The sequence below is a fragment of the Nocardioides aestuarii genome (assembly GCF_039527245.1).
In the GTDB taxonomy this organism is placed as follows: Bacteria; Actinomycetota; Actinomycetes; order Propionibacteriales; family Nocardioidaceae; genus Nocardioides; species Nocardioides aestuarii.
Window position 1 is genome coordinate 630,046 of sequence record NZ_BAAAJT010000002.1, and the last position, 25,014, is coordinate 655,059.

General features: G+C 72.9%; 22 protein-coding genes and 1 pseudogene. 7 read left to right on the plus strand and 16 right to left on the minus strand.

Going from position 1 to position 25,014, the window contains the following annotated elements:
- Nucleotides 1-3 precede the first annotated feature (3 nt).
- The 5 genes from ABD091_RS03160 to ABD091_RS03180 form a co-directional block, all read right to left on the minus strand.
- Nucleotides 4-1,050 carry a hypothetical protein gene (locus ABD091_RS03160; RefSeq protein WP_343915693.1) on the minus strand — a complete coding sequence of 349 codons (1,047 nt, stop codon included), beginning with the start codon at nucleotides 1,048-1,050 and terminating at the stop codon, nucleotides 4-6.
- A gap of 72 nt (nucleotides 1,051-1,122) precedes the next feature.
- A complete protein-coding gene (locus tag ABD091_RS03165; RefSeq protein ID WP_343915694.1) occupies nucleotides 1,123-2,091 on the minus strand; it encodes a uroporphyrinogen decarboxylase/cobalamine-independent methonine synthase family protein in 969 nt (322 codons plus the stop codon).
- The gene (mnmA, locus tag ABD091_RS03170; protein ID WP_343915695.1) at nucleotides 2,088-3,206 is read right to left on the minus strand and encodes a tRNA 2-thiouridine(34) synthase MnmA; all 1,119 of its coding nucleotides are present in this window, start codon (nucleotides 3,204-3,206) and stop codon (nucleotides 2,088-2,090) included. Before mnmA ends, ABD091_RS03165 begins: the two co-directional genes overlap by 4 nt.
- Complete coding sequence (locus ABD091_RS03175) at nucleotides 3,203-4,384, minus strand: cysteine desulfurase family protein (protein ID WP_343915696.1); 1,182 nt, start codon at nucleotides 4,382-4,384, stop codon at nucleotides 3,203-3,205. The genes mnmA and ABD091_RS03175 overlap by 4 nt, the downstream gene beginning before the upstream one ends.
- A 45-nt stretch (nucleotides 4,385-4,429) precedes the next feature.
- A complete protein-coding gene (locus tag ABD091_RS03180) occupies nucleotides 4,430-4,894 on the minus strand; it encodes an SRPBCC family protein (RefSeq protein WP_343915697.1) in 465 nt (154 codons plus the stop codon).
- A 302-nt stretch (nucleotides 4,895-5,196) separates the two neighbouring features.
- Between ABD091_RS03180 and ABD091_RS03185 the strand changes: the two genes are divergently transcribed.
- The gene (locus ABD091_RS03185) at nucleotides 5,197-5,979 is read left to right on the plus strand and encodes an alpha/beta fold hydrolase (RefSeq protein WP_343915698.1); all 783 of its coding nucleotides are present in this window, start codon (nucleotides 5,197-5,199) and stop codon (nucleotides 5,977-5,979) included.
- 203 nt (nucleotides 5,980-6,182) lie between these two features.
- On the opposite strand, the gene ABD091_RS03190 is transcribed toward ABD091_RS03185, so the two are convergent.
- Complete coding sequence (locus tag ABD091_RS03190; protein ID WP_343915699.1) at nucleotides 6,183-6,974, minus strand: MerR family transcriptional regulator; 792 nt, start codon at nucleotides 6,972-6,974, stop codon at nucleotides 6,183-6,185.
- A gap of 78 nt (nucleotides 6,975-7,052) precedes the next feature.
- Between ABD091_RS03190 and ABD091_RS03195 the strand changes: the two genes are divergently transcribed.
- The 3 genes and pseudogenes from ABD091_RS03195 to ABD091_RS20210 form a co-directional block, all read left to right on the plus strand.
- On the plus strand, nucleotides 7,053-7,427 hold the full coding sequence (locus ABD091_RS03195; protein ID WP_343915700.1) for a nuclear transport factor 2 family protein: 375 nt from the start codon (nucleotides 7,053-7,055) through the stop codon (nucleotides 7,425-7,427).
- Between the two features lie 70 nt (nucleotides 7,428-7,497).
- Nucleotides 7,498-8,283, plus strand: a complete 786-nt coding sequence (locus ABD091_RS03200) for an SDR family oxidoreductase (RefSeq protein ID WP_343915701.1) — start codon at nucleotides 7,498-7,500, stop codon at nucleotides 8,281-8,283.
- A 206-nt stretch (nucleotides 8,284-8,489) separates the two neighbouring features.
- Nucleotides 8,490-9,065: pseudogene (locus ABD091_RS20210) on the plus strand (DUF222 domain-containing protein); the annotation flags it as partial.
- Between the two features lie 227 nt (nucleotides 9,066-9,292).
- Here the strand turns inward: ABD091_RS20210 and ABD091_RS03205 are convergent.
- From ABD091_RS03205 to rplU, 5 genes are all read right to left on the minus strand, one after another.
- On the minus strand, nucleotides 9,293-9,916 hold the full coding sequence (locus tag ABD091_RS03205; protein WP_343915702.1) for a nucleotidyltransferase domain-containing protein: 624 nt from the start codon (nucleotides 9,914-9,916) through the stop codon (nucleotides 9,293-9,295).
- Nucleotides 9,917-9,954: 38 nt separating this feature from the next.
- Complete coding sequence (proB, locus tag ABD091_RS03210) at nucleotides 9,955-11,067, minus strand: glutamate 5-kinase (RefSeq protein WP_343915703.1); 1,113 nt, start codon at nucleotides 11,065-11,067, stop codon at nucleotides 9,955-9,957.
- Complete coding sequence (gene obgE, locus ABD091_RS03215; protein WP_343915704.1) at nucleotides 11,064-12,635, minus strand: GTPase ObgE; 1,572 nt, start codon at nucleotides 12,633-12,635, stop codon at nucleotides 11,064-11,066. Before obgE ends, proB begins: the two co-directional genes overlap by 4 nt.
- A 95-nt stretch (nucleotides 12,636-12,730) precedes the next feature.
- Entirely contained in the window at nucleotides 12,731-12,985 is a 255-nt protein-coding gene (gene rpmA / locus ABD091_RS03220) for a 50S ribosomal protein L27 (protein WP_343915705.1), read from the minus strand.
- A gap of 46 nt (nucleotides 12,986-13,031) precedes the next feature.
- Nucleotides 13,032-13,340 carry a 50S ribosomal protein L21 gene (rplU, locus tag ABD091_RS03225; protein ID WP_343920877.1) on the minus strand — a complete coding sequence of 103 codons (309 nt, stop codon included), beginning with the start codon at nucleotides 13,338-13,340 and terminating at the stop codon, nucleotides 13,032-13,034.
- Nucleotides 13,341-13,560: 220 nt separating this feature from the next.
- Here rplU and ABD091_RS03230 point away from each other — a divergent pair, with 220 nt between their 5' ends.
- Nucleotides 13,561-13,980 carry a hypothetical protein gene (locus ABD091_RS03230; RefSeq protein ID WP_343915706.1) on the plus strand — a complete coding sequence of 140 codons (420 nt, stop codon included), beginning with the start codon at nucleotides 13,561-13,563 and terminating at the stop codon, nucleotides 13,978-13,980.
- A 134-nt stretch (nucleotides 13,981-14,114) separates the two neighbouring features.
- Here ABD091_RS03230 and ABD091_RS03235 read toward each other — a convergent pair whose 3' ends face one another.
- The 5 genes from ABD091_RS03235 to ABD091_RS03255 form a co-directional block, all read right to left on the minus strand.
- The gene (locus ABD091_RS03235) at nucleotides 14,115-17,144 is read right to left on the minus strand and encodes an Rne/Rng family ribonuclease (protein WP_343915707.1); all 3,030 of its coding nucleotides are present in this window, start codon (nucleotides 17,142-17,144) and stop codon (nucleotides 14,115-14,117) included.
- Nucleotides 17,145-17,484: 340 nt separating this feature from the next.
- On the minus strand, nucleotides 17,485-18,180 hold the full coding sequence (locus ABD091_RS03240) for a TIGR03936 family radical SAM-associated protein (protein WP_343915708.1): 696 nt from the start codon (nucleotides 18,178-18,180) through the stop codon (nucleotides 17,485-17,487).
- Nucleotides 18,181-18,247: 67 nt separating this feature from the next.
- Complete coding sequence (locus ABD091_RS03245) at nucleotides 18,248-19,495, minus strand: S8 family peptidase (protein ID WP_343915709.1); 1,248 nt, start codon at nucleotides 19,493-19,495, stop codon at nucleotides 18,248-18,250.
- 239 nt (nucleotides 19,496-19,734) lie between these two features.
- The gene (locus ABD091_RS03250) at nucleotides 19,735-21,459 is read right to left on the minus strand and encodes a S8 family serine peptidase (RefSeq protein WP_343915710.1); all 1,725 of its coding nucleotides are present in this window, start codon (nucleotides 21,457-21,459) and stop codon (nucleotides 19,735-19,737) included.
- A 146-nt stretch (nucleotides 21,460-21,605) separates the two neighbouring features.
- Nucleotides 21,606-22,793, minus strand: coding sequence for a winged helix DNA-binding domain-containing protein (locus tag ABD091_RS03255; RefSeq protein WP_343915711.1), 1,188 nt, complete (start codon nucleotides 22,791-22,793; stop codon nucleotides 21,606-21,608).
- A 21-nt stretch (nucleotides 22,794-22,814) separates the two neighbouring features.
- Here ABD091_RS03255 and ABD091_RS03260 point away from each other — a divergent pair, with 21 nt between their 5' ends.
- Together ABD091_RS03260 and ABD091_RS03265 are read left to right on the plus strand one after the other, a co-directional pair.
- A complete protein-coding gene (locus tag ABD091_RS03260; protein ID WP_343915712.1) occupies nucleotides 22,815-24,029 on the plus strand; it encodes an MFS transporter in 1,215 nt (404 codons plus the stop codon).
- Complete coding sequence (locus tag ABD091_RS03265; RefSeq protein ID WP_343915713.1) at nucleotides 24,026-24,937, plus strand: endonuclease/exonuclease/phosphatase family protein; 912 nt, start codon at nucleotides 24,026-24,028, stop codon at nucleotides 24,935-24,937. Before ABD091_RS03260 ends, ABD091_RS03265 begins: the two co-directional genes overlap by 4 nt.
- The last annotated feature ends 77 nt before the right edge of the window (nucleotides 24,938-25,014 follow it).

Sequence of the window (25,014 nt, forward strand, 5' to 3'; positions counted from 1 at the left end):
GGCTCAGCCCTCCCAGATCGCCAGCGCCTCCCCCTCCTGGACGAGGGCGGCACGGGTGCGCAGCCGCAGCCGCGGGTCCTCGACCACGGCTGCGAGCTGCGCCTCGGTGAAGACGTCGCCGACCTGACGCAGGACGACCACCTGCTCCGGGAGGCGGAGGACGAGCACCCGGCCCGACTCGTCCCGGCCGGCCAGGAGGGCGGCACCGGGCACGTCCGTACGCCGCTCACGGCACCGGGCCGGGCGACACGGGTCGCCGGTGCCCACGGCCGCGACCGTCACCCGTACGCCGGGGGCGCCCTCGTACTCCAGCTCGCTGCCGACCACCTCGCCCCAGTCCGACTCGGGTGGGCGGGCAGCCACGGCTCCGGGGAGGCGCTCGTCGACGACGACGGCGACGGCCCGGTCGGTCAGGTCGGCGCGGCCGGTCGCCGGCGGGCCGCTCGGCTCGGGGTCCTCGCCCTCCCAGTCGGCGAGGTCCCCTCCTGCCGTGACGGCGTCGGCGGTGGTCTCCAGCCGCAGCCGCGGGTCCTCGACGACGGCCACCATGTCCTCGACGCTCTCCGGAAGGTCGAGCTGGCGGGGGTCGTCCGTGATCGCCGGGCCGGCCTGGAGGGCGAAGGAGTACTCGTCGTCGCGCAGCATCACGACCATGACCACGCCGGGATCCTCCTCGGGGACGAGCTCCTCCCAGCGCAGCACCAGCCGGGCTCCCGCGACGTCGGTGTCGAGCTCCGCGCACTCGGCGTGGACGCAGGGGTCCTGCGCGGGCTCCCCGGGGGCCACCACGACCCGCACCAGGTCGCCGTCGTCACCCGGCGAGGGGCGGTAGCGCAGGTCGGCCCCCAGCCATCCGGGCGGGGAGTCCTCGTCGGTGTAGGTCGCGCCGCGCTCGGAGGTGTCGGCGCCGACGTGGTCGATCGCGATCGCGGCGATCGCGCGCGGGGTGATCGGGACCGTCTCGGACGCGGCAGGTCCCGTCTCGATCCCACACGCGGTCGTCACCAGCAGCAGGCCGGTCAGTGCTGTCCCCACGGCGATGCGTCCCACGATCACTCCTCGTCCGGCGCGACGGTCACGACACCAGGGAGACGCCCCGGCCCCGCGATCGGTTGCGCGCCGTCACAGACGCGCTGCCGCCGAGCTGAGCTCGGTCAGCGCCTGTCGGGCCGCGGTCGGGGACGTCCCCGCCAGCCCACAGGGGGGGCTGAGGACCAGGCCGTCGGTCGGCTGGAGGCCGAGCATGTCGAGCCACCGACTGACCTGCTCCACGACCCGACCCTCGTCGCCCGCGGGAACGCCGAGCACGACGCTCTCCCCCGCCTCGAGCGCCTCGGCGAGCTGGTCGTGGCCCTCGGGGCCGACCAGCGAGAGGTCGACTGCGAGACCGCGGGCGCCGGCGCCCCGCAGCAGGGCCAGCGGCGCGTCGGCGGCACAGCAGTGGACCCACGGGTCGGCGCCCGACGCGCGGACCGCGTCGACCACGGTGGCGACGGCCGCGCTCGCCTCCGGCGGCTCGACCGAGCGGTGGCGGCCGAAGCCCGAGGCGGTGGGGATCGCGCCGGCCAGCACGGACGGGAGTGCCGGCTCGTCAAGCTGCACCACCCACTCCACGACGCCCGGAAGCCGGCGACGCAGGTCGGCCACGTGGCGGCGTACACCCTCGGCGAGGGCCTCGGCCAGCTCGCGCCGCAGCCCCGGGTCGGCGAGGGCCAGGTCCCCGCGCGGGCGCTCGACCGTGGCGGCCAGCGTCCACGGACCCGCCACCTGCAGCTTGAAGGGACCCTCGTAGCCCTGGGACTGCTCCTCCAGCTCGTCGAGGTCCTGGGCCAGGAGGCTGCGGGCGCGGCGCTGGTCGACGCCCTCGGCGTCCGTGACCCGCCATCCGGCGGGCTGGAGGTCGAAGCCGAGGTCGGTGGCGACCGCGACCGCCCGGCCGGTCATCGTCGCGGTCGCACCGCGACCGGGGAGCTCCGGCACGTGGGGCAGCCCCGTCGGCGGCGGCAGCTCGCCGAGCACGAACCGTACGGCCTCCGCGTAGGCCCGCGCGTCCTCACCCGGGAAGGACCCGATCCCGGTGGCGCGGGTCATGCGGGGACGCGCTCGGTCGCGCTGATGGTCGCCGAGCCGACGACGCGGGTGCCGTCGTAGACCACGACGGCCTGCCCCGGCGCGATCCCGTAGGCCGCGTCGTGCAGCTCGACGTCGACCTCCTGTCCCTCCGGCCCGTCCGTGACCACCACGGTGGCGCGGTGCTCGTCGCCGTGGGCGCGGAGCTGGACGGTCACGTCCGGCCCGTCGAGCTCGGTCGGGACGGTCCCGCACCAGCGCGGCTTGATGCCGCGGAGCCGGTGGACGGCGAGCCGTTCGCGGGGCCCGACCGTGACGGTGCCGCTGACCGGCTCGATGTCGAGGACGAAGCGCGGCTTGCCGTCCGGGGCGGGACGCCCGATCCGCAGCCCCTTGCGCTGGCCGATCGTGTAGCCGAACGTCCCGGAGTGTCGCCCGAGGACCTCGCCCGTGGCGTCGTCGAGGATGTCGCCGCCCCGGTTGGGGGCGCGCTCCCCCAGCTTCTCCGCCAGCCAGCCGGCGTTGTCGCCGTCGGCCACGAAGCAGATGTCGTGGCTGTCGGGCTTGTCGGCGACCAGCAGGCCCCGTCTCGCCGCCTCCTCGCGCACGAGAGGCTTGGAGGTGTCACCGAGCGGGAAGAGCGAGTGGCGCAGCTGCTGCTGATCGAGCACGCCGAGGACGTAGGACTGGTCCTTGCCGTGGTCGACCGCGCGGTGCATCTCGACGAGCCCGTCGGCGCCCGTGCGCAGCTGGGCGTAGTGGCCGGTCGCGACGGCGTCGAAGCCGAGCCCGAGCGCCCGGTCGAGGACGGCGGCGAACTTGATCTTCTCGTTGCAGCGCAGGCACGGGTTCGGCGTCCGGCCGGCGGCGTACTCGTCCATGAAGTCCTCGACCACGTCGTCGTGGAAGCGGTCGGAGAGGTCCCAGACGTAGAAGGGGATGCCGATGACGTCGGCGGCACGACGCGCGTCGTTGGCGTCCTCGATCGTGCAGCAGCCGCGCGCGCCGGAGCGGTAGGAGGCGGGGTTGCGGGACAGTGCGAGGTGGATGCCGGTGACGTCGTGGCCGGCCTCGGCCGCACGCGCGGCGGCGACGGCCGAGTCGACGCCGCCGGACATGGCAGCGACGATCCTCATGACCGCCTCGCTGCCCTTGCCCGCTCGACGACGGGGCCGATCGCGGCCACCACCGCGTCGACGTCGGCCTCGGTCGAGCTGTGGCCGAAGGAGAACCGCAGCGAGTGGCGCGCCTGCTCCTCGTCGCAGCCCATCGCGAGCAGGACGTGGGAGGGCTGGGGCACGCCGGCGGAGCACGCCGAACCGGTCGAGCACTCGATGCCGTGGGCGTCGAGCAGCATCAGCAGCGAGTCGCCCTCGCAGCCGGGGAAGCCGAGGTGGGCGTTGCCGGGCAGCCGACCGGCACCGGTGGGCGCGCCGTGGAGGTGGGCGTCCGGCACGACCTCCGTCACGCGGCGCACGAGGTCGTCGCGGAGCGCGGCGACGCGGGCGGCGTGCTCGTCCTGCACCTTCACCGACTGCTCGACGGCCGCGGCGAAGCCCGCGATGGCGGGGACGTCGAGGGTGCCGCTGCGGATGTCGCGCTCCTGGCCACCGCCGTGGACCAGCGCGCTGACCGGCACCTCCCGGCGTACGGCGAGCGCGCCGACACCGTAGGGGCCGCCGACCTTGTGGCCGGAGAAGGCGAGCGCCGCGAGGCCCGAGCGGTCGAAGTCGACCGGGACGGCGCCGACGGCCTGGACGGCGTCGGAGTGGACGGGGATGCCGTGCTGCGCCGCGAGCGCGACGACCTCGTCGACCGGCTGGAGCGTGCCGACCTCGTTGTTGGCCCACATCACCGACACCAGGGCGACCGAGCCAGGGTCGCGCGCGATCGAGTCCGCGAGGGCTCCCAGCTCGAGGCGGCCCTGCTGGTCGACCGGCAGCAGCTCGACCTCGGCGCCGTGGTCGCCGAGCCAGAGCAGCGGGTCGAGCACGGCGTGGTGCTCGATCGCGGTCGACAGGATCCGCACCCGGCGCTCGTCCTCGTCGCGCCGCGCCCAGAACATGCCCTTGAGGGCGAGGTTGTCGGCCTCGGTGCCGCCGGAGGTGAAGACGACGTCGCCGGGACGCGCGCCCAGCGCCCGCGCGATCGTCTCCCGCGACTCCTCCACGACCCGCCGCGCGCGACGCCCCGAGGCGTGCAGCGAGCTGGCGTTGCCGACCTCGACCAGCTGGCGGGTCATCGCCTCTGCCGCGGCGGGCAGCATCGGCGTCGTCGCGGCGTGGTCGAGGTAGGTGGTCCGGGGGTCGTCCATGACCTGCTCAGCCTACGGCGTGGGCCCCACCGGGCCCCGACGGCGTCAGCCGGAGACCGCCGCCGCCAGGTGGCCCAGCGACTCCTCGAGCTGCGCCTCGGACACCAGCGGGAACGAGATCTTCTCGAGCAGCGCCTGGTCGGTGACCTTGCTCCAGTCGTAGGTGAGCGTGACCTCGGTGGCGTCGGCGCCCTGCGGGGTCAGCTCCCACGTCCACTCCCAGCCCGGGGGCTCGGTGTCGGCCGGCGCCGTCTGCCAGGCGAGCAGGTGGTTCCTGTCGTAGCCGGTCACGGTGTTGTCGGTCTGGTAGTCCCCACCCATGTGCGGGCCGGTCATGTTCATCCGGAACACCTGGCCGGTCTCGGTGATGCGGTCGGACTTCTCGTCGCTGATCACGAACCCGGACCCGTCGAGCTCCACGTGCCGCTCGGGGTTGCTGAGAACGTCGAAGACCGCGTCGGTCGGGGCGTCGATGGCGCGCTGGACGGTGATGCTCTTGTCGTCGGTCATGCCTCCACCCTGCGTCGCGGGCACCCCCGCTTCAACCTCCGAACGGGTAGGTGGGCTGAGCTGCTGCCCTCGGCAGCTTCTACGACCGTGGGACCGATGCGTCCTGCCTCCCGCCGCTTGTCGGCGCGGGCCACACAGCCGAGGCAGCCCGGTCTGCATGGACCGGCAAGTCAGGGCGCTCAGCGCCGGTCGCCTTCAAACGTACGGATCGAGCAGCGGTGGAGGTGTGGATGAGTGTGTGTCGTTGCGGATCGGCTTGCGGTGGCGATCCACGGATTTCCGCGTGGGCTAGCGTTCAAGAAATGACGTTGAACCATGCGCGCCGCGGAAGCGGCAGGCCGTTGTTGCTCGTGCACGGTCTGGGCGCTGGATGGCGATCGTGGTCCCCGATCATCGACGAGCTGGCCGGGAGCCGTGAGGTCATCGCCGTCGACCTGCCGGGTTTCGGCGAGTCGCCTCCTCTGACCGGCGAGGTCTCGATCGCCACCCTGACCGACTCCGTCGCAGAGTTCATCCGCGAACAGGGTCTGGACGGGGTGTCGACGGTCGGTCAGTCGATGGGTGGCCGAATGGTGCTTGAGCTCGCACGGCGAGGCGTCGGCGGCGACACCGTGGCGTTGGACCCGGGTGGTTTCTGGAGCGACCGCGAGCTCGCCGTCTTCGGGGCCACGCTTCGCCCATCGATCGGTCTGGTCCGGGCGCTGCGAGGCACGCTGCCAGCGTTGCTGGGCAACCCCGTGGGAAGGACGCTGCTGTTGGCGCAGTTGTCGGCGCGGCCCTGGGCACTCTCGCGCGAGACCGTGCTGCCGGATGTGAGCGGGCTGGCCGATTCCCCGTCGACCGGCGCGGCCTTGGACGCCCTGACCAAGGGGCCCAAGCAGCAGGGTGCGCCGGCCGGCACTGTGCCCGGCCGGGTCACGATCGGCTGGGGTCGTCGTGACCTGGTGACCGTGCGGAGGCAGGCCGCACGTGCGACGGAGCTGTTCCCGGACGCGGTGCTGCACTGGTTCGAGCGGTGTGGCCACTTTCCACAATGGGACGCACCGCACGAGGCGACCCGACTGATCCTTGACAGCACCAGTTGAGGTCGGTCGCGCTGCCCGGCCGACGAGGGCGCTTGTCGCCCTAGCCGGATCGTCATGTGGAACGGTTCGATCTGCGTCTTGGCGCCGCGAGTCGGGACGCTCTCGCACCGTCCCCGGATCTGCGGTTCAGCGGTGGGCCACTGACGTGCACGACGACGGGCACCTCACCCGCATCGCGCACTGGCCCGCCGGCCGCCAACGGATCAGGACATCCTGAAGATGGGCCATCCGATCTCTGTGCGCCAGGCGGACTGGTCGGGGTCGTCGGCGGGCGTGACGAGGTAGGTCTCCCTGACAGGGCCCGCGACGGCGAGTGCGTTGGCGACGACCCACGAGCCGAGCAGGCCGTAGGTGACATCGGCATTGTCGTGCGGGCCGACATGGGTCGCGACCGCCAGCTCGACCGCCGGCAGGGTCGCCGGGTGCACCCGCCCCCGGGTCGGTGGGTCCGGTGCTGGCACGTGCAGCAGGACGTGGCCCCAGCCGTCCTCGAAGAGGGCGTTGTCGTAGACCCCTCCCGCGGGGCCGGACCGGACATCGACCGCGGCGCGGAGCTCGGCCAGCGCTCCGACGTACCACGCGGCCATCGCGTCGTTGTCGATGTCGTCCTCGATCGCAGCCACGGTCGCCTCGGGCACCGCCCGCAGCTCGACGTGCAGGGGCACCGGGTCGGGGTCGAGGAGGCGACGCAGCGACGCGACGGCGACGCGGGTCCGGTCCAGCTCGGCCTCCAGCCGCGCCAAGTGGTCGGAGACGAGGGCGGCACGGCGGTCGGGGTCGGGTGACTCGATGATGCGTCGGACGTCGACCAGGGGGACGTCGAGCTCCCGCAGCCGGTGGATCACCTGTGCCGTCGGGATCTGGCCACCGTCGTAGGAGCGGTAGCCCGTGGAGGGGTCGACCACGGCAGGGATGAGCAAGCCCGCCTCGTGGTAGCGACGCAGCGTCCTCACGCTGAGGTGCGTCAGACGGGAGAACTCGCCGATAGCCAGCATGGCGGCAGTCTGCACCCTCCCCCCGGGGGAGAGTCCCGTCCTTGACCCTGCCGCGCGGGGACGCAGCACCGTGGAGGCATGAACACCGACACCACGACAGATGGCACCACCAGCACCTTCGCCTACGACAAGCTCCCCGAGGTCGTGGCGAGCTACCTCCGCGCCCACGTCGCCCAGGACTACACCGCCGCCGTGGGCTACCTGGCCGAGGACGTCACCGTCATGGACGACGGCCATGTGCTCCACGGCCGCGAGGAGACGCTCGAGGTCTTCGACAAGTCGGCCCACGACTACGACGTCGAGACCACGCTGATCTCCGTCTCCAGGACGGCAGACGACGTGTGGGAGGTCGGCACTCACCTCTCGGGGACCTTTCCCGGCGGCGAGGTCGACCTCCGCATGCTCTTCACCATCGCCGGCGACGTGATCCAGCAGCTGGAGATCACCGTATGAGCCCGCGCCCGGCTCCACCTCTGACGTCCCACATCACGAAGCTCGTCATGGAAGTCACCAGGAGAACAGCATGACCATGCAGGACCGCGACCGTCTCGACGGCCGCCGCGCACTCGTCACCGGTGGGTCGAAGGGGACGGGGATGGCGGTGGTGGAGCGGTTGCACGAGATGGGCGCGGACGTGTGGACCACGGCGCGGACCATGCCGACCGGCTACGAGCGCCCCGACCGCTTCATCGAGGCCGACACCGCCACCACCGACGGCGTGGAGGCGGTCGCAGGCAAGATCTCCGAGGAGGGCCCCCTCGACATCTTGGTGCACGTCGTCGGCGGCTCGTCGACCCCACCCGGCGGGTACGCCGCCGCGAGCGAGGACCAGTGGATGGCCGAGCTGAACCTCAACCTGCTGGGAGCTGTCCGGCTGGATCGAGTCCTGCTGCCGGCCATGGTCGAGGCGAGGTCCGGAGTCGTCGTCCACGTCACCTCGATCCAGCGGCAGCAGCCGCTGCACGACGCGACGCTGCCCTACGCCTCAGCCAAGGGCGCGTTGCGGACCTACAGCAAAGGCCTCGCCAACGAGCTCGCGCCCCGCGGCGTCCGGGTCAACGCCGTCAGCCCCGGTGGCATACAGACCGAAGGCTATGACGACTTCGTCGACCGCCTCGCCGACGGCAACGACGTGACGCGTGAGGAGGCGAAGCAGATGATCTTCGACTCCCTCGGAGGGGTTCCGCTCGGGAGGTTCGCCACGACCGAGGAGATCGCGGACCTCGTCGGCTTCTTGGTCTCTGACCGCGCTTCGTCGATTGTCGGGGCCGAGTACGTCATCGATGGTGGGACCGTCCCCACTACCTAGGTCAACAGCCGGTGCTCCTGACGCAGGTCCTGCGTCAGGAGCACCCGGAAGATGGACAAGCCACACCGGCGCAGCTGTGCATCGAGATCGCGCCCACGGTGCGTTCTTCCGCCGCGTCGGACCGTCCACAGCAGGCCTGGGCGCGCATCTCGTCCATGAGCGCAGTCGCAGAACCCGGCGCCGAGTTCTCGGTGGTGACGACTTGGATGGGGTATGGCCCTCACCCCGCTCCGCTGCCCGACACCGGCGGGTGTCGTGGCGGAAGCGCGGTCTTCGCTGGGGTCGCTGTCCGGGGTGCTGTGATCGGCGCGCACCTCGGAGGAGATGGTCGCCGGGTGGAGGAGCTGCAGCGGCTCAAGGCCCGGGCCGCTGCTCTGGAGGCGCGGCTGGTGGCCGAGCTCGATGCCCGCCAGACGCCGAAGCGAGAGCTGTCCTGGGCGTCGACCAGCGACTGTTATGCCCACACCGCCGGCACCACCCGCGGTCGGGCCCAGCGGACCGTGGAGCACGCTCGCGTGCTCACCGGACCGATGACGGCCACCCTGGAGGCGCTCGAGGACGGGTCCACGTCACCGGAGCAGGCCGATGTGGTCGTCACCGCAGTCGAGAGGCTTCCCGCTGCCCAGCACGTACGCCGTCGCGGGGAACGACTGATGTTGGAGGAGGCGGGCCGGCTCAACGCCTCCGGCCTGCACCGCACGGGGCGACACCTGGCCCACGTGATCGACCCCGACCGCACCGACCGTGAGGACGAGAGGGCCCTCGACCGCCAGGAGCGCGCCGCGGGAGCGTCGAGGACGGCGCCACCCTGCGTGCCGCCCTCCTTCCCCTCACCAAGCCCGAGCCGCCGGCAGACGGGTGCGGTCACCACCACCGCACCCTCCACCACAGGCCGTGGCAGGTCATGCTCGCCGCCGACGGCAGACCCGAGTTCCTTCCGCCACCCAAGCACGGCCAGCCATCATCCGAGTGGCTCCGCCACCGACGACGACTGGAGTGACCGCGACCGTCAGTCCAGGTCGGTGACCCACGGGTGCCCGGGGTCCGCCGAGCGGGCGACAGCGTCGCGCAGCCAGGCCCGCTGGGCGGCGTCGAGCAGCGGCAGCATCACCTCGGCGTCGGCGCGGTCCTTCGGGCGGCTCTGCGCGGCCTTGAAGAGCAGCGTGATCTCGGGCCGCTGGTAGCGCAGCCCGTCCGGTGCCACCCAGGTGACGTCGTCGAGGTCGGCCACCATCCCGGGGTCGCGCTTGCAGGTCCAGCGCCCGTCGGTCACGGGGGTGAGGGGGATGTCGAGCACCCACGGCGAGCGGGCGTCACGGCGGATCCACAGCTGGCTGTCGGGCCGCACGTCGGGGAACCGCTCGTCGAAGGGCCGGAACCAGCTCTCGTCGACGTTCCACGCCGTCCAGCGGTCACCGAGGAAGTGCCGGAACGCCGTCGCGTCGGTGGCGAGCATCGAGATGTCCATGTCCTCGTGGTCGCGCGCCACACCGCTGACGACCTCGACGGACCAGCCGCCCACGATCCACCAGGGCCGGTCGAAGCCGGCCATGAACTGACTGATGGTCGCCGGGGTCAGCGGGTCCCAGCCGCCGTACCACCGCAGGAAGTCGGCGGGCCCGAGCGGCTCCACGCGACCCGTCTCGGGGGTCGGCGGAGCGCCTTCGTCACTCACAGGACGATCAGGTCGTCGCGGTGGACGACCTCCCTCTCGTACGCCGCCCCGAGCTCGGCCTTGAGGTCGGACGTCGAGCGGCCCAGCAGGGCGGGCAGCTCCTCGGCGTCGAAGTTGACCAGGCCACGGGCGACCGGGGTGCCGGCCTCGTCGGTGAGGTCCACCGGGTCGCCGGCCACGAAGGACCCGCTGACCGACGTGACCCCCGCCGCGAGCAGCGAGGCGCGCCGCTCGGTGACCGCGCGGACGGCGCCGGCGTCGAGGACCACGGAGCCCTTGGGCTCGGTGGCGTGGGCCAGCCAGAGCAGCCGGGTCGGCCGCCGCTTGCCGGCGGGGTGGAAGAGCGTCCCGACCTCGTCGCCGGCCAGCGCCGCGGCAGCGTTGGGGGCGGAGGTGAGGACGACCGGGATGCCCGCTCCCCCGGCGATCCGGGCCGCGTCGACCTTGGTCTGCATCCCGCCGCTGCCCAGGCCGGCGGCGCCGGTCGAGCCGATGCGGACGTGGCCGAGGTCGTCGCCCGCGGCCACCTCGCTGATCAGCGTGGTGCCGTCGTGGCTCGGGTCACCATCGAAGAGCCCCTCGACGTCGCTCAGCAGCACCAGCAGGTCGGCGTGGACGAGGTGGGCGACCAGCGCGGCGAGCCGGTCGTTGTCACCGAACCGGATCTCGCTCGTCGCCACCGTGTCGTTCTCGTTGACGATCGGCAGGACGCCGAGCTCGAGGAGCTTGGCGAAGGTCTGGTAGGCGTTGCGGTAGTGGGAGCGCCGCGTCACGTCGTCGACGGTGAGGAGCACCTGGCCCGTCGTGATGTCGTGGCGCGCCAGCTCCTCGGTGTAGCGGTGCACGAGCAGCCCCTGCCCGACCGAGGCGGCAGCCTGCTGGGCCGGCAGCGAGCGCGGACGACTCGGCATCCCCAGCGGCGCCAGGCCGGCGGCGATGGCGCCCGACGAGACCAGCACCACCTCGGCCCCGCGGAGCCGGGTCGCGGCGAGGACGTCGACGAGGCGGCGTACCCGCTCGGGGTCGATCCCGCCGGCAGCGGTGGTCAGCGACGACGACCCGACCTTGACCACGACCCGGCGGGCGGCGGTGACCGCCTCGCGCGTCATGAGCGGTCGGACTCCTGGTCGGGGTCCTGCTCGGCCCAGTCGGGGTCGTCGGCGCCACCGATCTCGTAGGACGACGGCCCGTAGGTCGTGCGGTCCGCCTGCTCGTCGGCGTCGCCGCGAAGGCGGCGGGCGACGTCCGCGCGGGTCTCGCCCTCGGCGCGCTCGCCCATGCCCTCCTGGATGTCGCGGCGGCGACGGGCGGCGGGCCGGGTGTCGTCGAAGCGCGAGTCCTCGCCGCGCCGGGCGAGATTCTCGGCACCGGCGTCCAGGCCCGGCTTGAAGTCGAAGACGACGGCGTCGTCGGGGTGGCCGATGAGGACCGCGTCGCCCTCGACCGCGCCGAGCTCGAGCAGCCGGGTCTCGACCCCGAGCCGGTTGAGCCGGTCGGCGAGGAAGCCCACCGCCTCGTCGTTGCTGAAGTCGGTCTGGCGCACCCAGCGCTCGGGCTTGGTGCCGCGCACGCGCCAGCCGTCGCCCGTGGCCGTGACCGTGAACGAGTCGGAGCCGTCGACAGCGCCCGGCCGGAGCACGATCCGGGTGGCCTCGACGACCTCCTTCGACGCGCGGGCCTCCTCGACGATGCCGGCCATCGCGAAGGTCAGCTCGCGCAGCCCCTTGCTCGACGCGGCCGAGACCGGGAACACCCGCAGGCCGCGCTCCTCGAGATCGGCGAGGACGATGTCGGCGAGGTCGCTGCCGTCGGGGACGTCGACCTTGTTGAGCGCGACCAGCCGCGGCCGGTCCTCGAGCCCGCCGTAGCGGGCCAGCTCGTTCTCGATCACGTCGAGGTCGTCGAGCGGGTTGCGCCCCGGCTCCATCGTGGCCGTGTCGATGACATGGACCAGCGCCGCGCAGCGCTCGATGTGGCGCAGGAAGTCGTGGCCGAGCCCGCGACCCTCGCTCGCGCCCTCGATCAGGCCGGGGACGTCGGCGACCGTGAAGGTGGTCTCCCCCGCCGTGACGACACCGAGGTTGGGCACCAGCGTCGTGAACGGGTAGTCGGCGATCTTGGGCCGGGCGCGCGAGATCGCGGCGATCAGGCTGGACTTGCCGGCGCTCGGGAAGCCGACCAGCCCGATGTCGGCGACGACCTTGAGCTCGAGCACGATGTCGAGCTCATCGCCGGGCTCGCCGAGCAGCGCGAAGCCGGGCGCCTTCCGCTTCGAGGAGGCCAGCGCGGCGTTGCCGAGGCCACCGCGTCCACCCTCGGCGATGATCATCTCGGTCCCGGGGCCGACGAGGTCGGCGAGGACGTTGCCGTCGCGGTCGCTGACGACGGTGCCCTCGGGGACCGGCAGCACCAGGTCGCCGCCGTGGGCGCCGTTGCGGTGGCCGCCGGCGCCGTGGCCGCCGTGCTCGGCGCGACGCTTCGGGCTGTGGTGGTAGTCGAGCAGGGTCGTGACGTCGTTCTGGACGCGCAGGATCACCGAGCCGCCGGGGCCTCCGTTGCCGCCGTCGGGCCCGCCCAGCGGCTTGAACTTCTCGCGGTGGACCGAGGCGACGCCGTTGCCGCCGCGACCGGCCGCGACGTGCAGCTGCACTCTGTCGACGAACGTCGGGATCGCCATGGCGTACTACCTCGCTCTCGTGTCGGTGGATCTCAAATGACGAAGGGCGCCCCGGGAACCGGGACGCCCTTCACAGGTCTGGGAGTGACGTCAGGTCACTCGCCGGGGACGACGTTGACGACCTTGCGGCCGCGCTTGGTGCCGAACTCGACGGCACCGCCGACGAGCGCGAAGAGCGTGTCGTCACCGCCGCGGCCGACGCCGCTGCCGGGGTGGAAGTGGGTGCCGCGCTGGCGGACGATGATCTCGCCGGCGTTGACCTCCTGGCCGCCGAAGCGCTTGACGCCGAGGCGCTGGGAGTTGGAGTCGCGACCGTTCTTGGTCGAGGCTGCGCCCTTCTTGTGTGCCATAGCAGTTGTCCTTCGCTGGAGTCTCGGAGCTGGTCCCGGGAGGGGCTCAGAGCGAGATGTCGGTGACCTTGACCTGGGTGTACTTCTGGCGGTGACCCTGGCGCTTCTTGTAGCCGGTCTTGTTCTTGTACTTCTGGATGACGATCTTCGGGCCCTTGGTGGCACCGAGGACCTCGACGGTCACGGACGCCTTGTCGAGCGCCTTGGCGTCGGAGGTGACCGTCTCGCCGTCGACGGCCATGACCACCGGCAGCGTCAGCGTCTCGCCGACGGCCGTCGAGACCTTGTCGATCTCGATGACGTCGCCGACGGCGACCTTCTGCTGGGTGGCGCCTGCGCGCACGATCGCGTACACCGCGGTCTCCTTCACGTCTGAACTCTGGCTCTGCTGGGGCATGTCTGCTGCTTCGTCACACTGCGGCACTCCGCGAACCCGGTGTGGTCCGGGGTGCCGAGCAGGGATGGGCGCGCGTCACGCACCGAGGGTCAATAGTACGGACGGTCACTGCCTGCAGCAATTCGAGGCGCCGCACGGCTACCGTGTGGCTGCTCGCCACACGTCCACGGGGGAACCGATGACCACTGCTGCTCCTGCGTCCACCCGGGTGTCACGCCCCGAGTCCGTCACCGTCGCCGCCGTCCTGACCGGGCTGGCCGCCCTGGCGCTCCTCGCCTACCCGCTGTGGTTCATCGGCACCTACCTGGGGCGTGGCACCATCCCGATGCTCGCCATCGCCGTTCAGGGCCTGGTGCCCGCCGCGGCGTACGCCGTGTGCGTGCCGGGACTCCTCCGCGGGCGTCAGTGGGCCCGCGTCGCGGTCACCGCGCTGGGCAGCGTGGCCGTGCTCAGCACGCTGCCGAACGTGCTGGCCGCCCTGGCGTCCGGACCCGACCCGGTCCTGCTGGCCTACAGCGCCGGCCAGACCGTCCTGTTGGGCGCCCTCGCGCTGCTGTGGAGCAGGTCCGCCCGGGACTGGTTCGGCCCGGTCCACTGACCAGCGGTGGCTCACTCACGTCCCGCGCTGCAGGACGGTGGGTGACGCACCGCTGACCGGGCAGACACCCCAGCGGCGGTGGCTGAGCCACCTTTCCGCGTCGGGAAAGGTGGCTCAGTCACCGCTGACCGCTGTCAGCGCTTGCGGGTGCCGCGCTTCTTGACCGGGACGTGCTCGACGGTCGGCTTGCTGCCCGACTCGGTGTCGGCGGTTCCGGGCTCGACCGCCCCGTCGGCGGGCGGCTGACCGACCGATCCGACCGCCGTCACGGGCGTGGCCTCGACCCCCGCCGGCGGACCGGCCGGCCGACTGGCGCTGCGCCGCCGGGTCCGGGTGACGACCTTCGGCGCGGCCGGCGGCTCTGCCGCCTCCGGCTGCGGGTCCGGCTCGGGCTCGGGCTCGGGCTCGGGGACGACCTCGGGCGCGGGCTCCTCGGTGGACGTCTCGACCTCGACCGGCTCCTCGACCTCGGTCGCCTGCTTGACGGCGACGGGCTCCTCGACGTCGGCGGGCCTGGAGGTGCTGCGTCGTCGGGTGCGGGTGACGACCTGGGGCGCGACCGGCACCTCGGCGGGCTTCTCCTCCACCTCGACCGGCTGCTCGACCTCGGCCGGTGCCTCGTCCGCCGGCTTCTCGTCGGTCTCGGGGTGGGGGCGCGCCATGGCCGCGACGTCCTTCGGCGAGGGCGACTTCTCCTGCTTCTGGTCCTGCTTCTGGTCGGACGAGGCGTCCTGGCCGTCGCGGCCCTTGCCGCCACGCGCGCGGCGCGAGCGCTTGGACTCCTGCTGCTCCCGCTTCGGCTCGACGGGCGCGTCGGCGATCACGACGCCCCGGCCCTGGCAGTGGTCGCAGGTCTCGGAGAATGCCTCGAGCAGGCCGGTGCCGATCCGCTTGCGGGTCATCTGCACGAGGCCGAGCGAGGTGACCTCGGCGACCTGGTGCTTCGTCCGGTCGCGGCCCAGGCACTCGACGAGCCGGCGCAGCACGAGGTCGCGGTTGGACTCGAGCACCATGTCGATGAAGTCGACGACGATGATGCCGCCGATGTCGCGGAGCCGGAGCTGGCGGACGATCTCCTCGGCCGCCTCGAGGTTGTTCTTGGTGACGGTCTCCTCGAGGTTGCCCCCGGAACCGGTGAACTTGCCGGTGTTGACGTCGACGACGGTCATCGCCTCGGTGCGGTCGATGATGAGGGAGCCGCCGGAGGGCAGCCAGACCTTGCGGTCCAGGCCCTTGTGGATCTGCTCGTCGATGCGCCAGGTCGCGAAGAGGTCGCCGGCGGTGCCGTCGTTCTCCGCGTCGTGACGCTCGAGCCGCTCGGCGAGGTCGGGCGCGACGTGGTCGACGTAGCCCTTCACGGTCTCCCAGGCGTCGTCCCCCTGGACGAGCAGCCTGCTGAAGTCCTCGGTGAACAGGTCGCGGACGACCTTCAGCATCAGGTCGGGCTCGCCGTAGAGCAGGTGGGGCCCGCCCGAGCCCTTCTTGGCGCCCTTCTCGATGTCCTCCCAGCGGGCCGTGAGCCGCTCGACGTCGCGGGTCAGCTCGTCCTCGCTGGCGCCCTCGGCCGCCGTCCGCACGATGACGCCGGCGCCGTCGGGGACGATCTCCTTGAGCAGCGTCTTCAGCCGGTTGCGCTCGGTGTCGGGCAGCTTGCGGGAGATGCCGGAGTTGGTGCCGTCGGGCACGTAGACCAGGAACCGGCCGGCGAGGCTGATCTGGCTGGTGAGGCGAGCGCCCTTGTGGCCGATCGGGTCCTTGGTGACCTGCACCAGCACCATCTGGCCCGACGACAGCACCGACTCGATCTTGCGGGGCTGGCCGTCCTGGTGGCCGAGCGCCGACCAGTTGACCTCGCCCGCGTAGAGCACGGCGTTGCGGCCCTTGCCGATGTCGATGAACGCGGCCTCCATGGAGGGCAGCACGTTCTGGACCCGGCCGAGGTAGACGTTGCCGATGAGCGAGGTCTGCGACTCGCGGGCGACGTAGTGCTCGACGAGGACCTTGTCCTCGAGGACGGCGATCTGGGTGAGGTCCTTGCGCTGCCGGATCGCCATGACCCGGTCGACCGACTCGCGGCGAGCCAGGAACTCGGCCTCGCTCACGATCGGCGCGCGGCGGCGCCCGGCCTCACGGCCCTCCCGGCGGCGCTGCTTCTTCGCCTCGAGACGGGTCGATCCGGTCACCGACTGGATCTGGTCCTCGGCGGACCTGCCCGCCCGGACCTTCGTCACGGTGTTCCGGGGGTCGTCCTCGGAGCCTCCGCCGGAGTCCTCGCCGGCGCGGCGACGCCGACGACGACGGCGCGACGAGGACGAGCCGCCCTCGCCCTGCTGGTCCTTGTCGTCGGTCTCGTCGTCGGACTGGTCGGCCTTGTCGTCGCCGTCGCCCTGGCCCTCGGCGTCGTCGCCGGCCGAGTCGGACTGCTCGGCGGAGTCGTCGCCGCCCCCACCGGACTTGCGCCGGCGACGGCCACCGCGGCGGCGCCGGCGCCGGCCCGAGGAGCCGCCGCCCTCGCCCTGCTGGTCACCGGAGTCGCTGTCCTCGGAGGTCTCCGCCTCGGTCGTCGTCGACGCCTCGGCGGGCGGGGCCGGCTGCTCCTCGACCGGCTCGGCGACCTTCTCCTCCGCCGGGACCGCGGCCTTCTTGGCCGCGGACTTCTTCGCTGTCGTCTTCTTCGCGGCCGACTTCTTCGCCGACGTCGCCGGGACCTCGGGAGCCTGGAAGAGCGGGGCCTGCGTCGCCGCCTCCGCGGGCGTCTCGACGACGTCGGTGGTCGCCTCGGGCTGCGTCGCCGTCGTCTTCTTCGCGGCGGCCTTCTTCGCCGGCGCCTTCTTCGCGGCCGTCTTCTTGGCAGCGGCCTTCTTGGCCGGCGCCTTCTTCGCGGCCGCCTTCTTCGCGGCCGGGGCCTCGTCGGCGGCGGGCGCCTCGGCCGGAGCCTCGACCGACGCCTCGACCGGAGCCTCGACAGCGGCGTCCTGCTCCGGTGGCGGCGCCGCGACCTTCTTGGTCGTGGTCGCGCGGGTGGTGGTCTTCTTGGCGGCGGTCTTCTTCGCCGTCGTCCGCTTGGCGGTGGCCTTCTTGGCCGGAGCCTCGGCGGGGGCGGTCTCGCCTCCGGCGGCTTCCTGACCGGTGGGCTCCTGGCTGTTCGGGGTGTCCTCGAGCATCAGCTGCTCCCTCTACCCGGCGCCGGGCGCCGGGCTTGTCGGCGACCTCCGCGCGGCGGGTGGTGTCCTGCCGGACGGGGACGCAAAGCCTTCGTGTGGCGGCGACCCCCTCCGCGAGGTGCGTCGACCAGACACCTGGCGTCACCCACCGCGGTCGCCGGGCCCGTGGCGGAGGTCTGTCACCCACTCCGCCGGCCGCGTCGCGGTCTGGCGACGACGGGCGCTCGTCGTGCCGCTGCATCGGGTGCACCGGCGAGAACGTCGTCGGGTCGACCCGGGGGTCGACCACGGCGAGTATCGCACACCACATCCCGATCGACAGGATGGTCGGCGCGGCGGATCAGTCGAACGGCGGTCGTACGACGCCGGACTCGTCGTCGAGCACGCCCTGCTCGACCCGCGTGAGCAGCGGCGCGGGACCGGTCTCGAGGGGGTGGACCGAGCGCAGCGCCGAGAGCACGTCGTCGGGTCGCACGGCCGGCACGGCGTGGCGCAGCAGCAGGTCGAGGCCGGAGCCGTCCGCGGTCAGCGAGACGACCGCCGCGCGGGCGTCGAAGGCGCGCATCCCCTTCTTGGTCATCCGCTCCACGGTGACCTCCTCGGCCGCGAGGAACGCGGACACCGCGGCGGCCAGCTCGTCGGCGGGCGCGTCGGTGTCGATCCGCCAGCGGCTGGCGGTCAGCAGGTCGGCCAGGGCGCCGCCCGACGACTCCGCGACGGCGACCACGTCGAGACCGTCGGGGAGGACGGCGTCGATCTCGCGACCGAGCTCGTCCGGGTCGAGCCGGGTCGCGAGGCCGATCTCGAGGTACTCAGCCTCGCTGGCCGACCCGGTCGGCGCGGCGCCGGCGTAGGAGATCCGCGGGTGGGGGTTGAAGCCCGAGGAGTAGGCCATCGGGACCCGGGCACGGACGAGGGCCCGCTCGAACGCCCGGGAGAAGTCGCGGTGGGAGGTGAAGCGGAGCCGGCCGCGCTTCGCGTAGCGGATCCGGATCCGCTGGACGGGGGGTGCTTGCTGTTCGGGCTGCTCACGCACCCGGACAGGGTAGGGCCCTGTCCGGGTGCGCTCGCACTTCGTGCCGATCAGGCGCTGAGGAGGGAGCTCAGCCGATCAGCGAGTAGAGCAGCCGGTTCGGCGAACCGGTGCCCGGGTTGGAGACCACACCGGTGGTGGAGCCGGTGATGATCGCGTTGGACACCGTCGCCGGCGAGGCCGACGGGCTGCCCTGCAGGTAGAGCGCGGCGACGCCCGCGACGTGCGGGGTGGCCATCGACGTGCCCGAGATGGTGTTGGTCGCCGAGTTGGAGGTGTACCAGGCCGAGGTGATGCTCGAGCCCGGCGCGAACAGGTCGACGCAGGAGCCGTAGTTGGAGAAGCTCGAACGCGCGTCGCTGCTCGTGGTCGAGCCGACCGTGAGCGCCGAGGAGACCCGGGCGGGCGAGCCGTTGCACGCGTTCGTGCTCTCGTTGCCGGCCGCCACGGCGTAGGTCACGCCGTCGGAGATCGAGCGGGCGACCGCGTTGTCGAGCGTGGTCGAGACGCCACCGCCGAGGCTCATGTTGGCCACGGCCGGCTGGCCGGCGGAGTGGTTGGAGGTCACCCAGTCGACGCCGGCGATGACGCCGGAGGTCGAGCCGGAGCCGTTGCAGTCGAGGACGCGCACCGGGACGATCGTCACCGACTTGGCCACGCCGTGGGTCGAGCCGCCGATCGTGCCGGCGACGTGGGTGCCGTGGCCGTTGCAGTCGCTGGCGCCGCGGCCGTCGTTGATCGCGGTGGCGCCGGCGACGACGCGCCCGCCGAACTGGCTGTGGGAGGCCAGCACACCGGTGTCGATGACGTAGGCCTTCACGCCCGAGCCGGTGCGGTTGTAGGTGTAGGAGTTCGACAGCGGTCGGTTCCGCTGGTCGATCCGGTCGAGGCCCCAGGTCGCGGGCGACTGGGTCGCGTCGATCGAGACCCGCTGGTCGGCCTCGATGTAGGCGACGTCGGGGTCGGCGCGCAGCTCCTCGACAGCGCGGTCGGACATCTGCGCCGAGAAGCCGGTGAGGGCGGTGGTGTAGCGGTCGACGTCGGTGGCGCCGTCGGCCCTGGCCTGCCGGACCGAGTCGGTCGTGTCGGCGCGGGTGGCGCCGTCCTCGAGGACGACGATCCAGCTGCCGTCGACGGCGCCGGCCTTCTCTGCCCCGAGCACGGGTGCCCGGTGGTCGACCGGGGCGGGTGCGGGGGCGGCGCCGGCGCTGCCCGCCGTGGTGGCGGTCAGTGCGCCGAGCGCGAGGACGGCAGCCGATCCGGCTGCGGTCCTGACGAGACGGCCGCGGAGACGCGACCGGGTGATGGTGCTGGACATGCAGTTCCTCCCGAGAGTGATCGAACTGACTGGCCCGCTGGTGCGGGTCCGTCGACCGTAACCACGGCGTGACGTCGGCATCGACCCCTCGGCGGTTGCAGGTTCGTGCAGTGCGACAACCTGCACGCCTCGGCGTCCGCCGGGCGAGCAGGACCCGGACGTGACGGTGCCCGGGCCGCCGCAGCGACCCGGGCACCTCCGGCGACGGGGCCCCCGTCAGCCCCGTGGTCCCCCCGGGCTCAGCCGGTCGTCACCGCCGTGTCGTCGACGACGAAGCTCGTGGCGAGGCTGGAGTCCTCGGACCCGGTGAACCGCAGCGTCACGGTCTGGCCGGCGTACGCCGAGAGGTTGAGCGAGCGCTGGACGTAGGACGTCCCCTTGTTGAGGTTGGAGTAGGTCGCCAGCGTGGTCGTGCTGCCGCCCGAGACGACCTGCACCCGCAGCGTGTCGTAGGCGGTGGAGGTGGTGGTCTCCGAGCTGCTGACGTAGAGCCAGAAGGAGAGCGTGGCGCTGCCGCCCGACGGGATCGCGACCGACTGGGACAGGGTGTCGGTGTGGCTGGTGCCGTAGCCGTTGAGCCATGCCTTCCAGGCGCCGGTCCGGGCCGGGGCGCCCGAGTCGCTGGTGATGACGCCGCTCGAGGCGCTCCAGCCCGTCGCACCGGACTCGAAACCGGGGTTGCTCAGCAGGTTGCCACCGCTCGGCGGGGGCGTGGTGCCGCCGCCGGTGAGGGGCGAGTAGAGCAGCCGGTTCGGCGAGCCGGTCTGGGCGCCGGAGACGACCCCGGTGCTCGCGGTCGAGGTGATCGCGTTGGCGACCGTCGCCGGCGAGGCGCTCGGAGCACCCTGGAGGTAGAGCGCGGCGACGCCCGCGACGTGCGGGGTGGCCATCGAGGTGCCCGAGATCGTGTTGGTGGCCGTGTTGGAGGTGTACCAGGCCGAGGTGATGTTCGAACCGGGCGCGAACAGGTCGAGGCAGGAGCCGTAGTTGGAGAAGCTGGAGCGCGCGTCGGTGTTGGTGGTCGAGCCGACCGTGATCGCCGAGGCGACCCGTGACGGCGAGCCGTTGCACGCGTTGGTGTTCTCGTTGCCGGCCGCGACGGCGTAGGTCACGCCGTCGGCGATCGAGTTGTTGACGGCCGTGTCGAGGGCGGTGGAGACGCCGCCGCCGAGGCTCATGTTGGCCACCGCCGGGCTCCCGGCCGCGTGGTTGGAGGTCACCCAGTCGACGCCGGCGATGACGCCGGAGGTCGAGCCGGAGCCGCTGCAGTCGAGCACGCGCACGGGCTTGATCGTCACCTGCTTGGCGACGCCGTAGGTCGAGCCGCCGACGGTGCCGGCGACGTGGGTGCCGTGACCGTTGCAGTCGGTGGTGCCGCGACCGTCGTTGATCGCGGTGTAGCCGGACGCGACGCGGCCGCTGAGCTCGTTGTGGGTGCCGAGCACGCCGGTGTCGACGATGTAGGCGGTCACGCCCTGGCCCGTGGGCGTGTAGGTGTAGGCGTTGTCGAGCGGCAGGTTGCGCTGGTCGATCCGGTCCAGGCCCCACGTCGCCGGCGACTGCGTCGCGTCGATCGAGACCCGCTGGTCGGCCTCGATGAAGGCGACGTCGGGGTTGGCCCGGAGCTCCTCGACGGCACGGTCGGAGAGCTTCGCGCTGAAGCCCTCGATGGCGGAGGTGAAGCGCTGGACCTTGCGGGCGCCGAGGTCACGGGCGTCGGAGGCAGCGGCACGGCCCTCGGACTTCGAGGCCCGCCCCTCCATGACGACGATGTAGGAGCCGTCGATGGCGCTGGCGCGGTCGGCGCCGACCAACGGCGCGGGTCGGTCCTTCGCCGGCGCGGCCTCGGCTGCGGTGAGGGTGAGGGGGGCGAACCCGAGGCTGACCGCGCCGAGCACGGCACCGGCCGCGGTGACGGCCCGGCCGCGGCGCGGGGCACGCGGGGTTGACGAGATCGTGGACATGGATGTCTCCCGAGACTCTTCGGTGGGGGTCCCAGCGGTCGCTGAGTGCTCAGGAAGGTAGTGAGGGCCGTCCCGCTGGGCGAGACTCCTCGTGCCTCATGTTCGTGCAACGCACAAACATGAGGCGTGACCTGCTCCTCGTCGGGTCAGGGCAGGGGCTCGCCCTTCATCAGCCGTGACTTGTAGACGCTGCTGATGACCTGGCCGTCCAGCCAGCCGGTGAGGCGCTCGGCCTCGAGGTCGAGGGCCCGTCGGGCGTCGCGGCCCGGGTCCTCGCGCAGCAGCACCTCGACCCGGCCCTCGTCGTCCTGCACCCAGGCCCCGACCACCCGGCCGTCCCACCAGGCCGTGGTGCCGCCGTTGCCGTTGGAGTCGAAGAGGTAGGGCGTCAGGTCGGGGTCGAGGTAGAAGTCGCGGTCCTTCCACCCCATCGTCGTGGGGTCGAGCACCGGCAGCAGCAGGGCTGCCGGGTCGACCGGTTCCTCCTGCTCGAGGTCGTCGGGCAGCAGCCACCCGGTGGCGCCGCCGTCCAGCGCCACCTCGACGGCCCCCAGGTCGGCGAACGCGCGGCGTACGGCCGCCTTGGTCGCACCCAGCCACCAGACGACGTCGTTCTCGGTCCCGGGCCCGAAGCGCGCGAGCCAGCGGCGGACCAGCTCGGTGTAGCCCTCGGCCTCGGGGAGCGGGACGGCCTCCTCCCCCAGCCAGGGCTGCATCGCGGTCCACTGCGGGCGGGAGGTGCGCCAGTGGCCCCCGTTGACGCCCCGCACGAGGTCGCCGCGGGCGCCGAGCCAGGTCAGCACGCGCGGCGCGATCTGGACCGGCCCGGCCCACTTCGCGTCCGGGTTGGTCGAGGTCCCGACCTTGGCGTCGAGCATCGGCACCCCCTCACGGATCTGCTGGGCGCCGAGCTGGCCGTGCTCGCGGAGCAGCGCCAGGACGCGCTCGCGCGCCTCCTCGAGCCAGGCGTCGCCGTCGTCGGTCAGGCCGGCGGCGACGGCGTCCTTGGCGACCCGCTTCCGCTCCTGCTCGGCCACGCGGGCGCTGGCGCTGCCCCACACGGCGGGGAGCAGGTCGCGGGGGAAGGCGAACAGCGTGCGGCGCATGGCGAGCTGCTTGACCAGGCTGCGGTCGTCGTAGAGGAGCCGGTGGACGTCGTCGGCCGTGACCCCCTCGGCGCGCACGGCGAGGGAGAGATAGACCGTCGCCGGCTCGGTGGCGTGGAGGCAGACGACGGACTCCGTCGCGGCCAGCGGGTCGGTCAGCCGGTGGGGGCCGAGCGCGTGGCGGCGTACGAGCCTCGATCGGCGCTCGATGTCAGGAACGTGGCGCACGCGACCTATCCTGCACGAACCATGACCTCCTCCCCCGCGACCACGTCCCCGTGGCAGGGCCGGTTGCTGGTGCTGGTCGGGATGCTGGCCGTCGCGCTCAACCTGCGGCCCGCCGCCGTCAGCGTCGGACCGGTGCTCGAGGAGGTGACGACCGGCCTCGAGATGGGCCCGGCCGCCGCCGGCCTGCTGACCTCGCTGCCGGTGCTGGCCTTCGCCGGCGTCGGTGCCCTCGCCCCCTGGCTGGCCCGCGTCGTCGGGCTCCACCGGACGACGCTCCTCTCGCTCGCGGTCGTCACCGTCGGGCTGTCGCTGCGGGCCGAGTCGGGGACCGAGCCCGAGTTCCTGGTCTACTCGCTGCTGGCGCTGGCGGGGATGGCGACCGCCAACGTCCTGCTGCCCTCGCTGGTCAAGCTCCACTTCCCCGACCGCATCGGCTTCGTGACGGCGCTCTACACGACCGCGCTCGCCGTCGGCCTCACCGGCGCGCTGACGCTGACGGTGCCGATCTCGGAGGCGAACGGCAGCTGGCGCTGGGGCCTCGGCGCGTGGGCCGTGCTGGCCCTGGTCGCCGCGCTGCCGTGGCTGCTGCTGCTCGCCCACGACAAGCACGCCTCCCGCGCGATGGGCGAGGTCCGCGTCACCGACGTGGCCCGCACCCGGCTCGGGCTCGCGATGGCACTGCTGTTCGGCATCCAGTCGATGCACGCCTACGTCAGCTTCGGCTGGTTCGCCCAGATGTTCCGCGACGCCGGCTTCTCCCCCGTCACTGCGGGGCTCCTCGTCGGCCTGCTCGCGGCGGTGAGCATCCCCCTGTCGCTGTGGCTGCCGACGCTCGCCGGCCGGCGGGAGGACCACCGGTCGCTGCTGTGGGCCGTCCTGGCCTGCTATCCGGTCGCCTACGTCGGGCTGATGATCGCGCCCCACTCCCTGGCCGTGCTCTGGGCGCTGCTGGTCGGCGTCGGTGCGGCGATCTTCCCGCTGGTCCTGACCCTGATCGGGCTCCGCGCCCGCACGGCCGCCGGGACCGCGGCCCTCTCGGGCTTCACGCAGTCGGCCGGCTACCTGCTCGCCGCGCTCGGGCCCTTCACCGTGGGCGTGCTCTACGAGGCCACGGGCGGCTGGACCGCGCCGCTGCTCCTGATGACCGCCCTGGTCGCCCCCATGGTGCTGCTCGCCGGCTACGTCGGCCGACCGCTCCACGTGGAGGACCAGCTGCGGCAGCGGGTGACCGTGTGACCCGCACCCGGGTCTCGGTGCTGGCCGCGATGCTCACCGGCGTCGTGGTGGTGGGCGTGCTGGTCGCCCTCGCCGCGACCCGCCCCGCGACCGTGTCGTCGACGTGGCCGCGCGTCGAGCCACTCCCCGACGCGGAGCGGCCCTCCGCCCAGCCGACCGCCCCCGGCGGCACGCTGACGCCCTGCCCGCAGGGCTCGCGGCTGACCGCGATGACGTTCAACATCCACTTCGGCAAGACCGCGCGCGGCGAGCCGGGACTGGACCGGATCGCGCGGGAGATCCGGGCGTGGGCCCCCGACGTGGTGGTGCTCAACGAGGTCGACCGCGGCCGCGGTCGCAGCGGCGGGGTCGCCCAGGCCCGGGTCCTCGGCCAGCGGACCGGCATGCACGCGGCGTACGGGCCGAACCGGAGGTACGGCGGCGGCTGGTCCGGCAACGCGGTGCTGTCGCGGCTGCCGGTCGTGCGGTCGGGCAACCGAGCGCTGCCGTTCGTCGAGGGCACGATCCCCCGCGGCCTGCTGCGGGTGACCGTCGACCTCGACGGGGTCCCGGTCGACGTCTTCGCGACCCACTTCGAGAACAGCTCCCCCGCGGCGCGACGCCGGCAGGCGCGCGAGGTCGCGCGGACCGTCTCGCGCTCGCCGCGTCCCTTCGTCCTCGGCGGCGACCTCAACGCCTCGCCCGGCGGCGTGGCGCTGCAGGTCCTCGACCGAGCCGGGGTCGTCGACGCCTGGACGCAGGTCGGCCGCGGCGACGGGTTCACCGTCCCCGCCTGGGCGCCGCGCAAGCGGATCGACTACCTGCTCTCCGACGAGCGGCTCCTCCCTCGACGGTCCGAGGTCCTGCTGTCGCAGGTCAGCGACCACCGCCCGGTGCGGACCGTCTTCGACGTCGCGGCGTCCTGCTGAGTCGTCGTACCCGACATGAGCGTCGCGCAATCGCGTCAGGACGACCCTGAGGTCGGGTACGACGCCTCGACCGGCTG